Origin of the sequence: Piscinibacterium candidicorallinum (assembly GCF_047549485.1) — a bacterium.
In the GTDB taxonomy this organism is placed as follows: domain Bacteria; phylum Pseudomonadota; class Gammaproteobacteria; order Burkholderiales; family Burkholderiaceae_C; genus Piscinibacterium; species Piscinibacterium candidicorallinum.
On sequence record NZ_CP180191.1, the window covers coordinates 3145946 to 3163689 of the forward strand.

At 65.7% G+C, this 17744-nt stretch carries 14 protein-coding genes; 8 read left to right on the forward strand and 6 right to left on the reverse strand.

Annotated elements, in window-relative coordinates; genetic code table 11:
- Positions 1 to 78 precede the first annotated feature (78 nt).
- Positions 79 to 234 (reverse strand): hypothetical protein, encoded by a 156-nt coding sequence (locus tag ACMDW7_RS14215; RefSeq protein WP_377303271.1) that lies wholly within the window; start codon positions 232 to 234, stop codon positions 79 to 81.
- Positions 235 to 491: 257 nt separating this feature from the next.
- Here ACMDW7_RS14215 and ACMDW7_RS14220 point away from each other — a divergent pair, with 257 nt between their 5' ends.
- The 4 genes from ACMDW7_RS14220 to ACMDW7_RS14235 all read left to right on the forward strand — a co-directional run bounded on the left by ACMDW7_RS14220 (position 492) and on the right by ACMDW7_RS14235 (position 5510).
- The gene (locus ACMDW7_RS14220) at positions 492 to 2912 is read left to right on the forward strand and encodes an NADP-dependent malic enzyme (protein ID WP_377303269.1); all 2421 of its coding nucleotides are present in this window, start codon (positions 492 to 494) and stop codon (positions 2910 to 2912) included.
- 8 nt (positions 2913 to 2920) lie between these two features.
- Entirely contained in the window at positions 2921 to 3403 is a 483-nt protein-coding gene (locus ACMDW7_RS14225) for a hypothetical protein (RefSeq protein WP_377303267.1), read from the forward strand.
- A gap of 147 nt (positions 3404 to 3550) precedes the next feature.
- Positions 3551 to 4168: a DUF4136 domain-containing protein gene (locus ACMDW7_RS14230; RefSeq protein ID WP_377303265.1), complete on the forward strand. Its 618-nt coding sequence runs from the start codon at positions 3551 to 3553 to the stop codon at positions 4166 to 4168.
- A 169-nt stretch (positions 4169 to 4337) separates the two neighbouring features.
- Positions 4338 to 5510 (forward strand): ABC transporter substrate-binding protein, encoded by a 1173-nt coding sequence (locus ACMDW7_RS14235; protein ID WP_377303264.1) that lies wholly within the window; start codon positions 4338 to 4340, stop codon positions 5508 to 5510.
- A gap of 317 nt (positions 5511 to 5827) precedes the next feature.
- Here the strand turns inward: ACMDW7_RS14235 and ACMDW7_RS14240 are convergent, their stop codons facing one another.
- From ACMDW7_RS14240 to recQ, 3 genes are all read right to left on the reverse strand, one after another.
- Positions 5828 to 7138, reverse strand: a complete 1311-nt coding sequence (locus ACMDW7_RS14240; protein WP_377303262.1) for a MipA/OmpV family protein — start codon at positions 7136 to 7138, stop codon at positions 5828 to 5830.
- A gap of 278 nt (positions 7139 to 7416) precedes the next feature.
- Positions 7417 to 7902 carry a hypothetical protein gene (locus ACMDW7_RS14245; protein WP_377303260.1) on the reverse strand — a complete coding sequence of 162 codons (486 nt, stop codon included), beginning with the start codon at positions 7900 to 7902 and terminating at the stop codon, positions 7417 to 7419.
- Between the two features lie 203 nt (positions 7903 to 8105).
- On the reverse strand, positions 8106 to 9959 hold the full coding sequence (gene recQ / locus ACMDW7_RS14250) for a DNA helicase RecQ (protein ID WP_377304264.1): 1854 nt from the start codon (positions 9957 to 9959) through the stop codon (positions 8106 to 8108).
- A 307-nt stretch (positions 9960 to 10266) separates the two neighbouring features.
- Here recQ and ACMDW7_RS14255 point away from each other — a divergent pair, with 307 nt between their 5' ends.
- The 4 genes from ACMDW7_RS14255 (at position 10267) to ACMDW7_RS14270 (ending at position 14910) form a co-directional block, all read left to right on the forward strand.
- The gene (locus ACMDW7_RS14255; RefSeq protein WP_377303258.1) at positions 10267 to 11592 is read left to right on the forward strand and encodes a patatin-like phospholipase family protein; all 1326 of its coding nucleotides are present in this window, start codon (positions 10267 to 10269) and stop codon (positions 11590 to 11592) included.
- Positions 11593 to 11764: 172 nt separating this feature from the next.
- Complete coding sequence (locus tag ACMDW7_RS14260; protein WP_377304262.1) at positions 11765 to 12118, forward strand: ribonuclease domain-containing protein; 354 nt, start codon at positions 11765 to 11767, stop codon at positions 12116 to 12118.
- Between the two features lie 5 nt (positions 12119 to 12123).
- The gene (locus ACMDW7_RS14265) at positions 12124 to 12537 is read left to right on the forward strand and encodes a barstar family protein (RefSeq protein ID WP_377303256.1); all 414 of its coding nucleotides are present in this window, start codon (positions 12124 to 12126) and stop codon (positions 12535 to 12537) included.
- Between the two features lie 237 nt (positions 12538 to 12774).
- Positions 12775 to 14910, forward strand: coding sequence for a glycoside hydrolase family 31 protein (locus ACMDW7_RS14270; RefSeq protein WP_377303255.1), 2136 nt, complete (start codon positions 12775 to 12777; stop codon positions 14908 to 14910).
- Between the two features lie 153 nt (positions 14911 to 15063).
- Here ACMDW7_RS14270 and ACMDW7_RS14275 read toward each other — a convergent pair whose 3' ends face one another.
- Entirely contained in the window at positions 15064 to 16512 is a 1449-nt protein-coding gene (locus ACMDW7_RS14275; protein ID WP_377303253.1) for a porin, read from the reverse strand.
- 106 nt (positions 16513 to 16618) lie between these two features.
- The gene (locus ACMDW7_RS14280) at positions 16619 to 17731 is read right to left on the reverse strand and encodes a porin (protein ID WP_377303251.1); all 1113 of its coding nucleotides are present in this window, start codon (positions 17729 to 17731) and stop codon (positions 16619 to 16621) included.
- Positions 17732 to 17744: the final 13 nt, after the last annotated feature.

Here is a 17744-nt window from a genome sequence, read left to right on the forward strand (position 1 = left end):
AAGGCAAACAAAAAGGCGACCCCGCGGGATCGCCTCTTCTGCTTCACGGCTCACCGTCGTGAGCCACGCAAGCGTCAATTACTCAGCCGAACGGGCCTCGGCGTGGTTTTCCTTGACCCACTGCTCCATGTACTCGTCGGACTTCTTCTGCGCGTCGGCGCCGAGCACGAACACCCAGCCGAGGAAACCGAACACCATGGCGGCGGGGATGAGGATGAGAACAGCGGTGGTCATGACAGGTCCTGCTTGCGGAGGTTGAGGGGAAACCAGACGCCGGGCGCACACTGCTTGAACCCGACGGGCGCCCTGCAAACAACACACTGGATCGGGCGCAAAGTCGCGCATTGTGCACTACAGCACGCGACACTGAGCCTTGAGATCGACACAAGTTCACAGAAGTTGAGTGCAAGCCCTAGGAAAGACCATTTGCCGCACTTGGGCATTGCCGGGCAGGCCTGCCTCGTGCAAGACCGAGGTCATGCAGCAAACGCATGGTCTTTTTACTTATCGGCAGCCAATACCCCGGAACCCGGCGGGATAATCGGTTTGCAATCGATCAATCTCCTCGCCAGCCTGTGTTTGGCGACCTGAACGGCGCTTTCGCGTCGCACCCCATGCCCACCAAACTCGATCCCAATCTGCGCAAGGCGGCCCTCGAATATCACGAGCAGGGCCGTCCCGGAAAAATTGCCATTTCGGCCACCAAGCAGCTCACCAACCAGCGCGACCTCGCCCTGGCTTACTCGCCCGGCGTGGCGGCAGCCTGCGAAGAGATCGTGGCCGACCCCGCCAATGCCTTCCGCTACACCGCGCGCGGCAACATGGTGGCCGTCATCACCAATGGCACGGCCGTGCTGGGGCTGGGCGACATTGGCCCGCTGGCGGCCAAGCCGGTGATGGAAGGCAAGGCGGTGCTGTTCAAGAAGTTCGCCGGCATCGACGTCTTCGATATCGAGATCAACCAGAAGGACCCGGACAAGCTCATCGAAGTTATTGCTGCGCTGGAGCCCACCTTCGGCGGCATCAATCTCGAGGACATCAAGGCGCCCGAGTGCTTCTATGTGGAGCGCGAACTGCGCAAGCGCATGAAGATCCCGGTCTTCCATGATGACCAGCACGGCACGGCGATCATCGTGGGCGCGGCCATCACCAACGGCCTGTCGGTGGTGGGCAAGAACATCAAGCAGGTCAAGCTCGTGGCCTCCGGCGCGGGCGCAGCGGCGCTGGCCTGCCTGGATCTGCTCGTGGATCTGGGCATGCCGCGCGAGAACATCTGGGTGACCGATCTGGCCGGCGTGGTCTATCAGGGCCGCAAGGAGCTGATGGACCCGGACAAGGAAGTGTTCGCGCAGCCCACCGACAAGCGCACGCTCTCAGAAGTGATCCAGGACGCCGACATTTTCCTGGGCCTGTCCGCAGGCGGCGTGCTCAAGGGCGAGATGGTGGCCAAGATGGCGGCCAAGCCGCTGATCATGGCCCTGGCCAACCCCACCCCGGAAATCATGCCGGAGGAAGTGAAGGCGGTGCGCGACGACGCCATCATCTGCACCGGCCGCACCGATTACCCGAACCAGGTCAACAACGTTCTGTGCTTCCCCTACATCTTCCGCGGTGCGCTGGATGTGGGTGCGACCACCATCACGCGCGAGATGGAGATTGCGGCGGTACACGCCATCGCCCAGCTGGCGCGCGCCGAGGCAAACGAAGTAGTGGCCGCGGCGTACGGGATCGCCAATCTGCAGTTCGGCCCGGAATACCTCATCCCCAAGCCCTTTGATCCGCGCCTGATCGTGAAGATCAGCCCGGCGGTGGCGCAGGCCGCGATGGACAGCGGCGTGGCCACGCGGCCCATCACGGACATGCAAGCCTACAAGGAGAGCCTGCAGCAGTTCATGTATCACAGCGGCAGCTTCATGAAGCCGCTGTTCAGCATTGCGCGCAAGGCGCAGCGCAAGCGCATCGTCTATGCCGAGGGCGAAGAGGAGCGCGTGCTGCGCGCGGTGCAGGTGGTGCTGGACGAAGGGCTGGCCGAGCCGATCCTGATCGGCCGCCCGGCGGTGATCGAGAAGCGCATCGAGAAGTTCGGCCTGCGCATGAAGCCCGGCGTGGATGTGGAGCTGATCAACCCCGAGTTCGATCCGCGCTACCGCAGCTACTGGGAGGAGTACCACCGCCTCACCATGCGCAAGGGCGTGACGAGCCACTATGCGCAAATCGAGATGCGGCGCCGCCACACGCTGATCGGCAGCATGCTGATCCACCGCGGCGAGGCCGACGGCATGATCTGCGGCACCTTCGGCACCACCGCCCTGCACCTGCACTACATCGACCAGGTCATCGGCAAGCGCGATGGCGCTGGCTGCTACGCCGCCATGAACGGCCTGATGCTGCCCAACCGCACCGTGTTCCTTCTCGACACGCACGTGAACCTGGACCCCAGCGCAGAAGAAATCGCCGCGATGACCCAGATGGCCGCCGCCGAGATGCGCCGCTTCGGCATCCAGGCCAAGGTGGCCCTGCTCTCGCACAGCAACTTCGGCTCGAGCAATGCACCCAGTGCCGAGAAGATGCGCCAGGCCCTCGCGCTGCTGCGCGAGCAGGCGCCGGACCTCGAAGTGGATGGCGAGATGCACGGCGACGCCGCGCTGGATGAAGCCCAGCGCAAGGCCCTGATCCCGGACAGCACGCTCAAGGGCGAGGCCAACCTGCTCGTGTTCCCGAACATGGACAGCGCCAACATCGCCTACAACCTGCTCAAGGTGGCGGCGGGCAACAACATTGCGCTCGGCCCCATCCTGCTGGGCGCCAACGCACCGGTGCATGTGCTCACAGCCAGCGCCACGGTCCGCCGCATCGTCAACATGACGGCGCTGACGATCCTCGACGCGAACGCCGCCCGGCCGGGCATGTGAGCGCCGCCATGAGCCCGCGCGCCCTGCTTGGCCTGCTCGCCGTGTGTTTTGCGGCGGCCTGCTCCACCGCCAGCCCGGAGCGGGTGGCGGATGCAGCCACCACACCGCTGAAGGACCTGAATGTGGTCAAGGCGGAGATTCCGCCCGCACTGCAGGCTGCAAGGCGCGCACCCTATGCAGTGCCTGCGGATGCAAGCTGCACCGGCCTGCGCGCAGAGATCAAGGTGCTCGACGAGCTGCTCGGCCCCGACCTGGATGCCCCGCCCACTGACAAGCGCGAGAGCCTGCTCGATCGCGGGCAGGACGCCGCCGGCAATGCCGCCGTGGGCGCCGTACAGCGCACCGCCGAGGATGTGGTGCCCTTCCGCGGCTGGGTGCGCAAGCTCACCGGTGCAGAGCGGCATTCGCGCGAGGTGGCTGCCGCCATCAGCGCAGGGGCCATCCGCCGCGGCTTCCTGAAGGGGCTGGCCCGCGCCGGTCAGTGCGCCTGAGCGCTGCGCGCAGGGCGGCCTTGCGGCTCTGCACGGGCGACGGCTGCGGTGATACGCTGGCCCGAGCCTGAAACCGGCTGGCTCTGTTGCGGCGCTGCCCGCCCCGCGTGCAAGCCCCGATCCGGCATCACACAGGAGACGCGCCTCATGAACACGCTCTGGATCAAGCGCCTGATGGCAGGCGGCATCGTGGCGGGCCTGGTGGCCCTGGCCGGCTGCGCCAGCACGCCGGATGTGCGCAGCGACTTTGACCGCTCCGTGGACTTCACGCAGTACAAGACCTTTGCCTTCGCCAACCCGCTGGGCACGGACCGCGCGGGGTACCAGACCCTGGTTTCGCAGCACCTGAAGGCCGCAGCGCAGCGCGAACTGGAGGCGCGCGGCATGCGGCTGGACGAAAACGCGCCGCAGGTGCTGGTGAACTTCAACGCTGTGCTCAGTGAAAAGCTGCGCGTAAGCACCATGCCCGCGCCCACCATGGGCCTGGGGATGGGCCTCGGTGGGCGCGGCTACTACGGCTACCGCATGGGCATGTACGGCACCTTTCCGCTCTATGAGGAGCGCGTCTCGCAGTACACCGAAGGCACCCTGAACATCGACATCGTGGACGCGCGGCGCAAGCAGCTCGTCTGGGAGGGCGTGGTCAAGGGCACTGTGACGCAGAAGACCATGGACAACCTGCAGCCGGCGATCAATGCCGCCGTGACTGCGGCCTTTGCGCGCTACCCGGTGCCCGGCCCCGCCGCCAAGCCGGCGAGCAAGTAGCGCAGCGCCCCGGCCGCGCGACCGCTGAGCTGCCTTTTTCACGATGTATTGCGCCGGGCCGGTTCGGAGAAACCTGCCGAATCGTGCTTTCTGTGCAACATTTTCAGCCCAAGCCGATTTCGCCCCTTAGGATTCAGTTCGTCACAACACGAACTTCCAAGGGGAATCCATGTTCGACCGCCTCATCGCGCGCGCCCAGCGCAGCGCACGCCTGTTGCTGAATCGCCGAGTCCTCGCCCGGGGGCTGCTTGCGGCCGCGGCCAGCGCCGCCCTGAGCGCCGCGCCCGCCGCCGCGCAGGACATCAAGGTCGGCGTGACCACGGCCGTGACGGGTCAGGTGGCCGCCAACGTGAAGGAGGTCCTGGACGGCGCCAACCTGTACCTCGACTGGGTCAACAGCCGCGGCGGCGTGCAGGGCCGCAAGATCGCGCTGGAGATCCTGGATGACGCGTTCGACCCCAAGAAGGCCGGCGAGAACGCGCGCGTGCTGATCGAGGAGCGCAATGTGGATGTGCTGTTCCTGTCGCGCGGCACACCGCACACACAGGCCATCATTCCGCATCTGGAGAAGAACCGCGTGGCCATCGTCGGCCCCTCCACGGGCGCGATGAACTTCTACACCCCGGTGAACCCCTGGGTATTCATGACGCGCGGCACCTATCAGGCCGAGGCGGCCGAGATCGTGCGCCACTTCGCCTCAATCGGCGCGAGCCGGATTGCGGTGGTGCACGTGGACGATTCCTTCGGCAAGGACGGCATGATCGGCGCGCAAAAGGGCTTTGATGACACCAAGCTCAAGCCGGCCGCCGTGCTGACCTACGACCGCGCGAAGCCGGACTTCAGCACCGTAGTGCCGGCGCTGCGCAACGCTCGCCCGGACGTGATCCTCGCCATCGCATCGGGCACCGCGCTGGTCGAGCTGCTCAAGCAAACCCGCGCCGCCGGTGTGCAGGCGCAATTTGCGACCCTGTCGAACAACGCCGCCACCGGCTTCATCAAGGCCGTCGGCGCCCAGGGGGTGGGTACGGTGGTCTCGCAGGTGTTCCCCAATGAGCGCAATGAATCCACCGAACTCGTGCGCGAGGCACGCCGCCTGGCCGTCGCGGCAAAGACGGGCCCGCTCACGCCGGCCATGATGGAGGGCTACGCGGCCGCGAAAATCCTCGTGGAGGGCCTGCGCCGCGCACGGCCGCTGACGCGCGAGGGCATCCGCAACGGGCTGGAATCCATCCAGGGCTTCAACCTCGGTGGGCCGGTGGTGAGCTACTCGCCCACCGACCACACTGGCGTCGAGTTCGTCGAGATGTCGATCGTCTCGCGCAGCGGCACCTTCATGCGCTGAGGCGTCGCGGATGGACAGGCAGCGCCGCGGCACGCGGGCGCTGCTGCATGGCATCCGGCGCGGCGCAGCGCGGGCCAAGCGCTCGCAGTGGCTCCAGGGGATTCGCTGCGCAACACCATGCGTTTGGCCGAAAACAATGCCTATCAACAGCCGATAGCGATCTTTATTCGCCAAAATTCCCGAAGAACCACCCAGAGATCCGCGCTCCACAAGCGGATCGCCGGCCATCCCGCAGCGCATGGATATCAGTCTGAAATCAGCTGATTTTCATGGCCGAAAATGTGCAAGGACCGCAGCCTGCTCGCGCAGCCCGCGCCTCAGAATGCGCGTTCGAGATACAGGTGGATGTAGTTCGAGCCGCCGTTCACGCTGCCCAGCAGGCGCGACATGGCGAAGATGCCCGAACGGTGCGACACGCCGATGCCCACGAAGGTGTCGCGCCATTCACGCTTGCCCACCAGGTCGCCCAGGCTCACATCGAGCGTGGGGTCCAGGTAGTTGAGCACGCGCGAGACCGGGCGGTTGCGCTCGGCCTGGCTGCGCACTTCGTCATACGGCACCGGGTCGGTGACCGACAAGCCCATACCCAGCCCCAGGCGCGTCTTCACCCGGTTGCGCCACGGAAAGCCGTAGTACACCGCCTTCATGAAGGCGTTCACCTCGATGCCGTTGCGCTGGTAGGGCCGGTCGTTGTGGTGCACCACGCCCACCATGCCGATCATGTCCAGCGGCCAGCCCGCCAGGCCCTCGATGAAGGTCTTGCCCACGTGCAGGCCCGTGACCTCGGTGGGGTAGCGGCTGTTGAAGCGGAAGCACTGCAGGCTGATGATGCGCGCCAGATGGCAGCCGTCATCGCTGGCCGCGCCGTGGAACACACGCACGATCAGCGGCCCCTCCCCGCCCTCCCAGCGGGCCTTCTGCGCGCCGAAGTCATACACCGCACCCAGGTACAGCGAGGGCTGCACCCGCGCATCGGCCACCGGGCTTTCGCGCACGGCCTCGCTGTAGCGCGTGGCCGTGATACCGGCAATGCCGCGCCAGCGCTCGGACAGCGGCGTGGTGGCAAACAGCCCCGCCGTCACATCCAGCCCCCAGCCCGGCTGGTAAGCCGGCCGGCCGGGCCGCGCCTCCTGCGGTCGCACGCCGAAGTAGTAGTTGTTGATGCGAGCCGAGCGGTAGGTCGCCGTCAGCACCGGCTCGAGCGTGACCGGGCCCCACTGGTGGCGGGTGTTGATGCCCACCGTGGCATCCCAGCCATCGGACGTGCCGCTGGCATCGTTGCCGGCCAGGGCATAGAACTGCCCGCCGGCAAAGCGCCAGCGCCAGGCCACGCCCAGGTCCAGCCCGTTGGCGCGGCGTTCCATGCCGGCCAGCGCCTGCGGCACCTCGTCGGCCGGGAAGGCATCGAAGCGCCGCCGCGCAAACAGCTCCAGCGTGTGTTCCGGCGCCGCCTGGAACTTCAGGCCCACGCGGTCCGTGCGCAGAAACACCCGCTCGCCTTCGTAGATGTAGAGCGGCGTGAGATCGCGCCGCGTACCGCCGCCGCGATAGGGCGAGCGGTCGAATTCGGTCAGCACCCCCAACCCCGCGCTGCCGGGCACAGCCAGCAGGTCAGACAGCGTCTCCATGGCGGCGGTCTGGGCGTGGACGGGCGCGGCAAGAGCGCCCAGCGCGCAGGACACGGCCGCAGCAGCGGCGCGCAATAGGCGAGACGCGCCCGCGAAGGACGCGGCTTGAAAGAGGTGAGTTGCGCCCGATTGATCTGGGCGCGTTCCATGGGGCATGCGGGCTCCTGCTCCTCGCTCCGTGCGAAGGGCTGCCATCGTAGTGGGATTGGCCGAGCAGACCGACGACCCCACACAAGCAGGGTGGAGGCAGGCCTCCACGGCACGGGCAGCTGCTTTGGCTAGGTCTCTCTGAGCGGCAGGCCGAGCCGCCTGCGCAAGACCGCGTAGACCACCGCCATCGGGCCAAAGGCCGCCAGCGTGACAGCGGTGCGCTGCCATAGATCGAGCGCAGTGCCGCTGGCTTCCACTGAACCCTGCACAACCCCGCCTGCGCAGGCTGCACCGGCTGCCATGCTGATCATGGCCCAGTCCAGGTTGACGCCCACTCGGGCGCGACGCATCTTCTGGCTCGGCTCGGCCGACCAGATGCGCGCGGTCTGCAGCAGCAGGACCGCGGGCGCGACAAAAGCCAGCCAGAACCCCGCCCATCCACCGAAGGCACTCAGGGTCACCTTCGACCCGAACACGTCTTCGCGCGCGGCAAAGAGCAGCATCGCCGTCAGCAGAGCGCCGGCGAGCGCCCACAGCACACTGGCCGCTTGGCGCGCCAGGTCGCGCAGTGACGGGAGTTCAAGCGCGCGGTCAGGATCGAAGGGATGCTTCATGGCCCTGAAGTGTCACCGGACGGACTGCAGGCTGGCACTTCGGACTCTCCCTGAACGGTCTTGGCCTGGGTCAACATGCTGACCGTTTTTGACTCTTTACCCACTACACAAAAAGCACTTTCCGATTTCTGAAAGACAATCTTCAGTCGATCAGCATTGATCGATTTTTTGTCCGAAAAGATGCGTCAGCCTCAAATCATCAGCTAGTGCCCTACAGCGCGCAGCACAGCCAGCAGCTCCCAGCCGTAGGCATCCAGCTTGCGCGCGCCGATACCGGGGATGGCTTCCAGCTCCTCCAGATCGGGCGGGGCACTGCGTGCGATCTCGGCCAGCACGGCGTCGTGAAAGATCACATAGGCCGGCACGCCGTGGGCGCGGGCGGTTTCGATGCGCCACTTCTTCAGCGCGGCAAAGCGCTCCAGCGCCGCTTCGTCGAGGCCGAGCGCAGCATCGGTCTTGCCGCTGCGCGCGCTGCTCGTGCCGCGGGCGCCCTTGGCCGGCTTCACGGGCTTGGTGTCGCGCCGCAGTTCCAGACGCAGCTCGCCACGCAGGATCGGCCGCGCCTCTTCGGTGAGCAGCAAAGACTGGTATTCGCCAATGCCCACGGCGCCCCCGGCAATGAGTTGCCGCAGCACGCTGCGCCAGGTGGACTCCGGCAGATCGCGCCCGGCGCCAAAGGTGGGCAGCTTGTCGTGCCCGAACTGGCGCGTCTTGTCGGTGGCCTTGCCCAGCAGGATGTCGGTGATGTGCCCGGCGCCGAAGCGCTGGCCGGTGCGGTAGATGGCCGAGAGCGCCTTCTGCGCGGCCTCGGTGGCGTCCCAGGTGGCTGGAGGCTGCAGGCAGTTATCACAATTGCCGCAGGGATCGCTCTGCTCGCCGAAGTACGCAAGCAATCGCACCCGGCGGCAGTCGGCCGCCTCGGCCAGGCCCAGCAAGGCATCGAGCTTGGCGCGCATCACCGTCTTGAACGCGTCAGCGCCCTCGCCTTCATCAATCATGCGGCGCTGCTGCACCACGTCGTGCAGACCGTAGGCCATCCAGGCGTCGGCGGGCAGGCCATCGCGGCCGGCGCGGCCGGTCTCCTGGTAGTAGCCCTCGATGTTGCGCGGCAGGTCCAGGTGGGCGACGAAGCGCACGTCCGGCTTGTCGATGCCCATGCCGAAGGCAATCGTGGCGCACATCACCAGCCCGTCTTCATTCAGAAAGCGATCCTGATGCAGGCGGCGGGTGTTCGCATCCATGCCGGCGTGGTAGGGCAGCGCCTTGATGCCATGTTCGTTCAGCCAGTCGGCGGTCTCCTCGACCTTCTTTCTGGACAGGCAGTAGACGATGCCGGCGTCACCCGCATGTTCGGCGCGGATCCAGGCCAGCAGCTGGTTGCGGCCGTCATGCTTGTCCACCAGGGTGTAGCGGATGTTGGGCCGGTCGAAGCTTGCCACGAACTGCGGGGCATCGGCCAAGCTCAGGCGCTGCAGGATGTCCTCGCGCGTGTGGGCATCCGCCGTGGCGGTGAGCGCCACGCGCGGCACATCCGGAAAGCGCTCGGTGAGCACATTCAGGGCCACATACTCGGGGCGGAAGTCGTGGCCCCATTGCGAGACGCAGTGCGCCTCGTCGATCGCGATCAGGCTCAGCTTGCGGCGCGCGGCCAGTGCGCCGAGCAGACCGAGAAAGCGTGGCGTCGTCACACGCTCGGGCGCGGCATAGAGCAGCACGAGTTCATCGTCGCGCACCTGGCGCTCGATGTCGTCGGCCTCCTCCATCGTCAGCGTGGAATTCAGGAAGGCCGCCGGCACGCCGAGCTCGGCCAGGGCCTGCACCTGATCGTGCATGAGCGCGATCAGCGGACTGATGACCAACGCCACACCCAGCCCGGCGCGGTGCCGCGAAATCGCCGGCAGTTGATAGCAGACGGACTTGCCACCGCCTGTGGGCATGAGCACCAGGGCATTGCCGCCGGCCGCAAGCTGCGCGCAGATCTCGCCCTGGCGGCCGCGGAAGTCGGTATGGCCCCAGATCTCGCGCAGGATCGCGCGCAACGCGGCCGGCTGGGCGATGCGCGCCTGGAGGTGTTGCGACGCTTCGCCGGGCAGCGCGGCATCGTGCGGAACAGGGGGCTGCGAGGACAGGGCGTCAGGAAGCAAGGTGGCGGCGAAACAGGGAGCGGGGCTGCGGACGTGAGGCTGCGGGTGTTGGGTGTCAGGCGGCGGCGCTAACGACGTTTCGTGACCGCATTGCAAGCGCTTGGGCGCACAAACCGCGATTTTCGCCGATCTGCAACAGCCGCGCCTTGCGGTGCGCGCTGCGCTGATGCACCCTGCTGAAAGAACAGACACGCATCGGTGGCGCGGGAGGGCGCCTCCCATGAGCGAACGCGACCAGGACAACAATGCCCCGAGCGGCCCGGCCCCAGCGGCTGCGCCCGCCACGATGGGCCAGGAGGTGCCGGGCTCGGCGCTGCCGCATGCGGAAAGCATGGACGCCGCCGCGCTACGCACGCTGCGCCTGCGGGCGCCGACGCCCACGCTGGGCACGGCGCTGGTGCTCTCCGGCGGCGGCGCGCGCGGGGCCTATCAGGTGGGCGTGCTGCGCGGCATCACAGATATTCTCACCAAGGCCGGGCGGCTCAAGCCCGGCTCGCCCTCACCCTTCGGCATCCTCACAGGCACTTCGGCCGGGGCCATCAATGCCGCAGCCCTGGCCGCGCAGGCAGACGACTGGGCCACGGGCATGGACGGGCTGGAGCACATCTGGTCGAGCTTCTCGGCCGATCAGGTCTATCGCGCCGATGCGCTGGCGGTGTTCAGCTCGGGCGCGCGCTGGTTGTCGGCCCTGTCTTTGGGATGGGCGCTGGCGCGGCGGCAGCGCTTCAAGCCGCGATCGCTGCTGGACAACGGGCCGCTGGCCAATCTGCTGGCGCACCGCATCCGCTTCAAGCGCATTCCTAGCATGCTGCAGCAAGGTCATCTGCATGCGCTGTCCGTCTGCGCCTTCTCTTATTCCGCTGGCGTGCATCTGAGCTTCATGCAGGCCGCCGCGCCGCTCAAGCCGATGAGCCGCAGCCAGCGCATGGCCGTGCCCGCCACGATCGGGCTGGATCACCTGCTGGCCTCCAGCGCCATTCCCTTCGTGTTTCCGGCTCGCGCCGTGCAGCTGGCGCACGGGCTCGAGTACTGCGGCGACGGAGCCATGCGCCAGAACGCGCCGCTCTCTCCGGCGCTGCACCTCGGCGCACAGAGGCTGCTCGTGATCGGCGCCGGCCGCATGCTCGAGCCCCAGGTGGTACCCGCGGCGCGGCCCGGCTATCCGACCGTGGCGGCTGTGGCCGGCCACGCGCTGTCGTCCATCTTCCTGGATGCGCTGCCGGCCGATGTGGAGCGCCTGCAGCGGATCAATCGCACCCTTTCGTTGCTGCCCGAAAAGGATCGTGAGAAGAGCGGGCTGCGGCCGGTGCGCTGCCTGCTGATCGCACCCTCCGAGCGGCTGGATGACATCGCACAGCGCCATGTGAGCAGCCTGCCGATTGCAGTCCGGGGCCTCCTGCGCACGCTCGGTGCAGACGACGTGAAAGGCGGCATGCTCGCCAGCTATCTGCTTTTCCAGGCCGCCTATACGGCCGAGCTGATGCGCCTGGGCCGACACGACGCGCAGGCCCATGCCGGAGAGGTGCTCGCGTTCTTCAACTCCTGAAGTCCGCGCCCCCCGCGGCTTGCAAGCGGGCGCAGATTCATGCATAGAATCGGCCATGCTTCAAACCGCCCCGATCGTCAAGGACATCACCCGGACAGCCGCGCCCACACGCGATTCGCTGCTGCGCGGCCTGCGTCGCGGTGCCGTGGCGGTGCTCGCAGGCCTGAGCCTGATGGCGGCGGTGCAGGCACGCGAGACTCCCGAGAAGCCGGCCGCCCCCGCATCAATGCCGACGATCGCCGTGGCCGATCTGCCGCGCGAAGGCCGCAAGACGCTCGAACTCATCAAGAAGGGCGGGCCGTTCCCCTACAACAAGGACGGCACGACCTTTCACAACCGCGAACGGCTGCTGCCCCGGCAGCCGCGCGGCTACTACTCCGAATACACCGTCCGCACGCCGTTCTCGAGAGATCGGGGTGCGCGGCGCATCGTGGCCGGCAAGGGCAGCACCGGCGATCCAGCCACCTCCGGTGAGTACTACTACACCGCCGACCACTACCGCTCTTTCGCGCGCATCAAGGAATAGGGCTGATGACCATCGAGGACATCAAGGCAAGCATCAATGAAGGGGGCGTGATCCACCGCGTCATCCCCGAGCAGGACGATCTCTTCATGGCCGCCGCCGAGCTGGACTACTGGCGAATGGCCATCGATTGCAAGGGCGTCACCACCAAGAGCGGCCTGCTCACGAGAATCTCCGACACCCTGCAGTTCCCCGACTACTTCGGCATGAACCTGGATGCGCTGCACGACTGCCTGACCGAGCAGCTGCACGGCAGCGGCAAACCGGGCGCCGTGGTGCTGCTCAAGGGCCTGCGCGGCAACGAGTCCGGGCCGGACCTGGAGACCATCAAGGCCACCAACCGCGCCATCCTCGGTGTCTTCGAGGACGCGGCCGACTATCTCGGGGACCGCAAGCTCAAGCTCGCGACCTTCTATTCCTGAGCATCGGCGCGCCTGCGCGTCAAGCCCATCGCCCTGCCCGAGCCTGCTGCATGCGGGCTGCGGGCGACATGGCAGGCGCTCAAAAGTTTCCGATTCGACGGGTTTCTGTCATCATGACGGGCCGTGGACGCCTGTTTTGTGAGCGGCCACTAACTAGGGCTTGCCAACCCTGCCTTCGCCACGATTGCAAGGGCAGCGTTTGCAAGGTCTAAGCCAAACGCGCCAGGATCGAAGCACGTGCAGACTCGCTTTCAGAAACTAGAGCTCAAGAATCAGTCATCGGAGTTGGTCACGTTCGAGGTCGATGGCACGCCACTGGCGGTCAGCTCACCGACCCCCGGCGTGTTCCGGCTGAAGTTTGGCAAGAGCCGGCAGCCCGATTACGGCCTGCTCGTGCCGCAGGAGTCTGCCGAAACCATCACGGTTGAGCCGTTGCTAGACGGCAAGCCCGGTGACGTCGTGCTCAAGACCTTCTTCACCGAGCTGACGATTACCGGCAAGCCCTTCTCGGTGCGCCTGACGCACCGGATGCGCCCCCGAGTGACGCTGCCCTCGTTTGCCTTTGACAGCAAGGGCGCGACGTGGACCGTCGGGCTCGGGCTGGCCGAGGGTGAAGCAGTCTATGGCCTGGGCGAACAGTTCACCGCCTTGAATCGCCGCGGCCAGGTGCTGACGCCGGACGAGTCCCTCGCCTACCAGGTCCCGCTCGCGTGGAGCCCGCGTGGCTGGGGCGTTTGCCCCATTACGCCGGCTGCCGTCACGCATGACGTCGGGGTCTCGGAAGACGCACTGTACGAGGTGCAGGTCGCCGATGAATCCCTGGACCTGCTGCTGTTCGGCGGCACGCCCACCGAGGTGCTCAACGCCTACACCAACATGACCGGCAAGCCGTCCGTGCCGCCGGTATGGAGCGTGGGCGTCTGGGTGAGCAACAGCCAGTACAGCAATGCGCAGGAGGCGGTCGAGTTGGCGCAGAAGCTGCGCGCTGAAGGCATTGGCTGCGATGTGATCGCAATCGACGGGCATGCGGCCTGGAAGGTCCAGACCCGCTCAGCATTTGAGTGGGACCGCAGCTTCTTTTCCGATCCGGTTCGCACGCTGGCAGCCCTCAAGGCCTTGAACATGCACGTGAGCATCCAGGAGCAGCCCACCGTGCCGCTGGATGCGCCACAGTTCGATGAGTTCCTGTCTCGAGAGATGCTGCTGACCACCGCCGATGGCAAGCCGGTTCTCGTCAAGGCGGCCGACGGCACGGACGCGGCCCTGCTGGACTTCACTCAGCAGGACGCCTACACGTTTTGGCGCGAGAAGCACGAGAGCCTGTTCAAGGACGGCGTGGGCGTCATCGACACGGGATTCATTCACGGATCAGTTCGGGAAGCGCAGGCGTACAACGGTGACAGCGGAGAGCGCCTCCAAAGCGCCATCCCGTTCCTGCGCAATCGCTGCGTGTTTGAAGCGACCCAGAAGTTCGTCGGCGAAGGCATCGACAAGCGCGCCACGATCTGCGCTCACATTGGTGGCATCGGCAGTCAGCGCTACCCGCTGATCTGGAGTCGCCACAAAGCCCAGGGAACGCACTGGGATCAGCTTCGTGAGCATCTGCGCGGCGCGTTGAATGCCGGCATGAGCGGGCTGCCGTTTTCGGCGGTCGATGTCGGCGGCGCAATCCCGGATGCAGCCATGCCCGCCGAGACCTACGTGCGCTGGCTGGCCGCGAGCGTGTTCTTCAGCCACGTGCGCTTTCCCGCGCTCGACAAGATCGGCCCGACCAGCTTCGGCGATGAGACGCTCGCGCTGATCAAGCGCTGGCTGAAGTTTCGCTACCGCCTGGTGCCATACATCATGGGCGCGCTCGAAGAAGCGGCGCGTAACGGCCTGCCAGCGATGCGCGCCATGCCACTGGCATTTCCGGACGACCTTGAAGCGCACCGCTGGCCGGACCAATACCTGTTCGGACCGGCGCTGCTGGTCGCACCGATCCTGTCGGACAGTGGCAAGAGCGTCGTCTACTTCCCGCGTGGCGAGAAGTGGCACGACCTGGCCACTGGCGTGCGCTACGACGGCGGAACAGTCTACGAATTCGAGAAGCCCTTGGACGGCCTGCCCGTGTTCGGCCGCGAAGGACACATCCTGTGTCTTGGACCTGAAGCGCAGGCGACGCATGAGATCAACAGCATCCGCCCAGTGACTGAGGCCTGGCTGTTCGGCCTGCCGGCGGTCGATCCGTGCGTCACGGCCATCAAGGTGAAGGTGATGCAGATGCAGGGCAACGCCTACATCAAGGGCCTGGAGGGCACCAAGGTGCTCGCTGCGTACGGATACGAGGTCAGCCGCCGGGGCGCCGAAGTCAAGGTCGTGAAGAAGCGCTAGTTGCGGAGCGCGGCCAGGTTGGCCGGGTACGGTCTGCACAGTGATCTACGTATCAGCCCACGGCCTCCTAAAGCACTAAGAAAAGACAAAGGCCCCTGACGGGGCCTTTGTCTTTTTGATGCCGAGCGTTATGTGACGCTCGACTTCAACAGCTTAGAAGCGGTGCTGGATACCGAAAGCCATGCCACGGTTGTCTGTGTTAGGAGCAAAGCTCACGCCACCCAGGAAGCCGTTGCCCCCCGGCAGCGCCTGCGCCGTACGACCATTCATGAACTGCACAAACGTCGTGTACAGGCTGGTACGCGGCGAGAGTGAGTAGATGTAGGCAAGGCCCGCGGACTCGACGTCCGCATCAAACGGACGCTTGTCGTTGTACTTGTTGTAGGTTGCCCAAATCTTGTGCGGGCCAGACTTGTATTCAGCGCCCACGCCGTACACCACGCCATCCTGCTTGAAGGCGTCATATGCGGCGTTGGCAGCGTTACGTCCGATCAACGCTGCGTTGGGAACAAGTGCAGCAAGAGCCGGATTCGTGTTGATTGTTGCAACGACGCCGTTGAGCACCTGCGTCCTGAAAGCGGCGATGCCATTTGGTGCATCGTCCTTGAACTGGCCGGCAACACCCGTGAACTTGAAGGGTCCGAACACGCCGTACGCGCCGATGACCGTGGTCTTCAGCGACTTCTGGCCCAGTTCATTGGTGCGCTCGTTGTGACCCGCGCCGAAGCCGAAGTCCTTGGTCGTGTAGGAGCCGTTGATGCCCCAGAGACGGCTGGACTTCTCGGAACCGACCACTTCGCCGACGCCGTACATGGCCTGCGCCTTGATGCCGCCGAGCTCGATGCGGTAGGAGATCGTGTTGCTCTCGCGGATTTCCAGAAGCGCGGGCAACGAAGCCAGCTGGCCCGGACCGATGTTCGAAGACGTACCCGTCACGTCGAAGGTCGCAAACGTTTCGAATGCGGGGGTGTACTGGCGTCCCATCAGGAAGGCGCCGACCGGCGTGATGAGGCCCATGAAAGCTTGGCGGTCAAACAGGCGGCCCGGAATATTGACACCATACGAGGCGCTGGCCAATGCCGGGTAAGCCTGGCCGTAAACACCACAGGCCACCTGAGCTGCTGCAACTTGCGCTGCAACTGGAACGGCGGTAGGCGCACCCTCAGTCAGCCGCGCGCCAAGAACTGAACCGTCCGTCGTACGGCCACCACAGTTCACGTTAAGCGCAGCGGTTGCATTCGGTGCAGGCAAGCTTCCGCTTCCACCGACTGAGAAGAAACGCTCAGGAACTTGCGTGCCGGACACCGGGCGGTTGCTGACCTGACCGTTATCGATTTCAAGGCGATTCTCAAGCAGGAAGATCGCGCGAACACCGCCGCCCAGATCTTCAGTACCGCGAATGCCCCAGCGGGAACCATCCAGCACGCCGCTGGAAACTGCCGTCACGCGCCCCTGGTCGCCAGTCGAGGTACGCACGCCGCTGACGTTCGTGATGGCGGCATCAACGATCCCGTAAAGCGTGACCGAAGTCTGCGCCGCGACGCCGAGCGACGCGGACGAGAGCGCTGCGAGCACTGCAGTGCTCATGATTGTTTTCTTCATTCGTGTCTCCAAGATGACCCAGATCCCAGACTAACTCTTCAGCTGCAAAAAAGCGGGGGATCTGACACCCCCGCTTCTTCGGCTTGCACGATCAGATCGCTTCCGATCAGAACGCGTGACGCACACCCACGTTCACGGCGGTCTTCTCGGTCACGCTGTCCTTGAAGTCACCCGTGGCCATCGAGAAGCCCGTGTACAGAATCGAGCGACGCGACAGGTTGTACTGAGCGCCCAGCGCGAACTTACCCACGGTACCTTCGCGAGTCGGGGTAACCACGTTGTTGACCAGTTGCGGATCTTCAAAGGTAGCGGTCGTGTAGTTGGCCAGGATGGTAAACGGGGCCAGCGGCACGGTTGCGCCAACGGTGTACACAGTGTGCTTGTTCAGCAGACCGTCAGAGGCGAGCGCGGTCGGCACTTCGAGGTCGCGGTTGCTCTGCAGACCAGCGTGCAGACGAGCCACACCCAGATCAAACGAACCGACCACCATCGTTACCTTGTTGCGCGTGGCGCCAGTGCCAACGGTCTTTTCTTGCTGGTAACCAGCGCCGAGGCTCAGAGGACCGCTGGTGAAGGTGGCGCCCATGTTGAACTGGCGACCACGCGACACGTTGCCAACCGTCTCACCGAGGCGGTACTGGAACTCACCCACGAAACCGTCGAAGTTCGGCGTGCGGTAGTTCACGGAGTTGTCATTACGAACACCACCCAGAGAGGCCGAGTTGGTGGCCGGCGCGATGAACAGAGGCAGCGGGGCGCGTCCGGTTTCGAAACCGCCGGCGACGTTACCCACTTGGCCCTGACCGAACGGATCAGCAATTGCCATCGTGTTCCACACCGGGGTGTTGTGACGGCCGAGGGTCAGCTGACCAAAGCCGCCGGCCACGCCGACGAATGCCTGACGACCGAACAGACGACCACCTTGGGCCGAGTTGCCGGTGTCGATGTTGAAGCCAGACTCGAGCGTGAAGATGGCACGCGTACCACCGCCCAGATCTTCAGAGCCGCGCAGACCCCAACGGGAGCCGTTGATACCGTTCGTGGTGCCGTCGTTCATGCGGGTCACCGTCGTGCCGGCGATGCCGGGAGCAGCCTTGTCGCCAGCTTCGAAGCGGGAAATGTTGGCGTCGACGATGCCATACAGCGTCACGCTGGTTTGGGCAGCAGCCATGCCACCGAACGTGCCGAGCACTGCGAGTGCGAGCAGAGATTTCTTCATTGAGTAGCTCTCC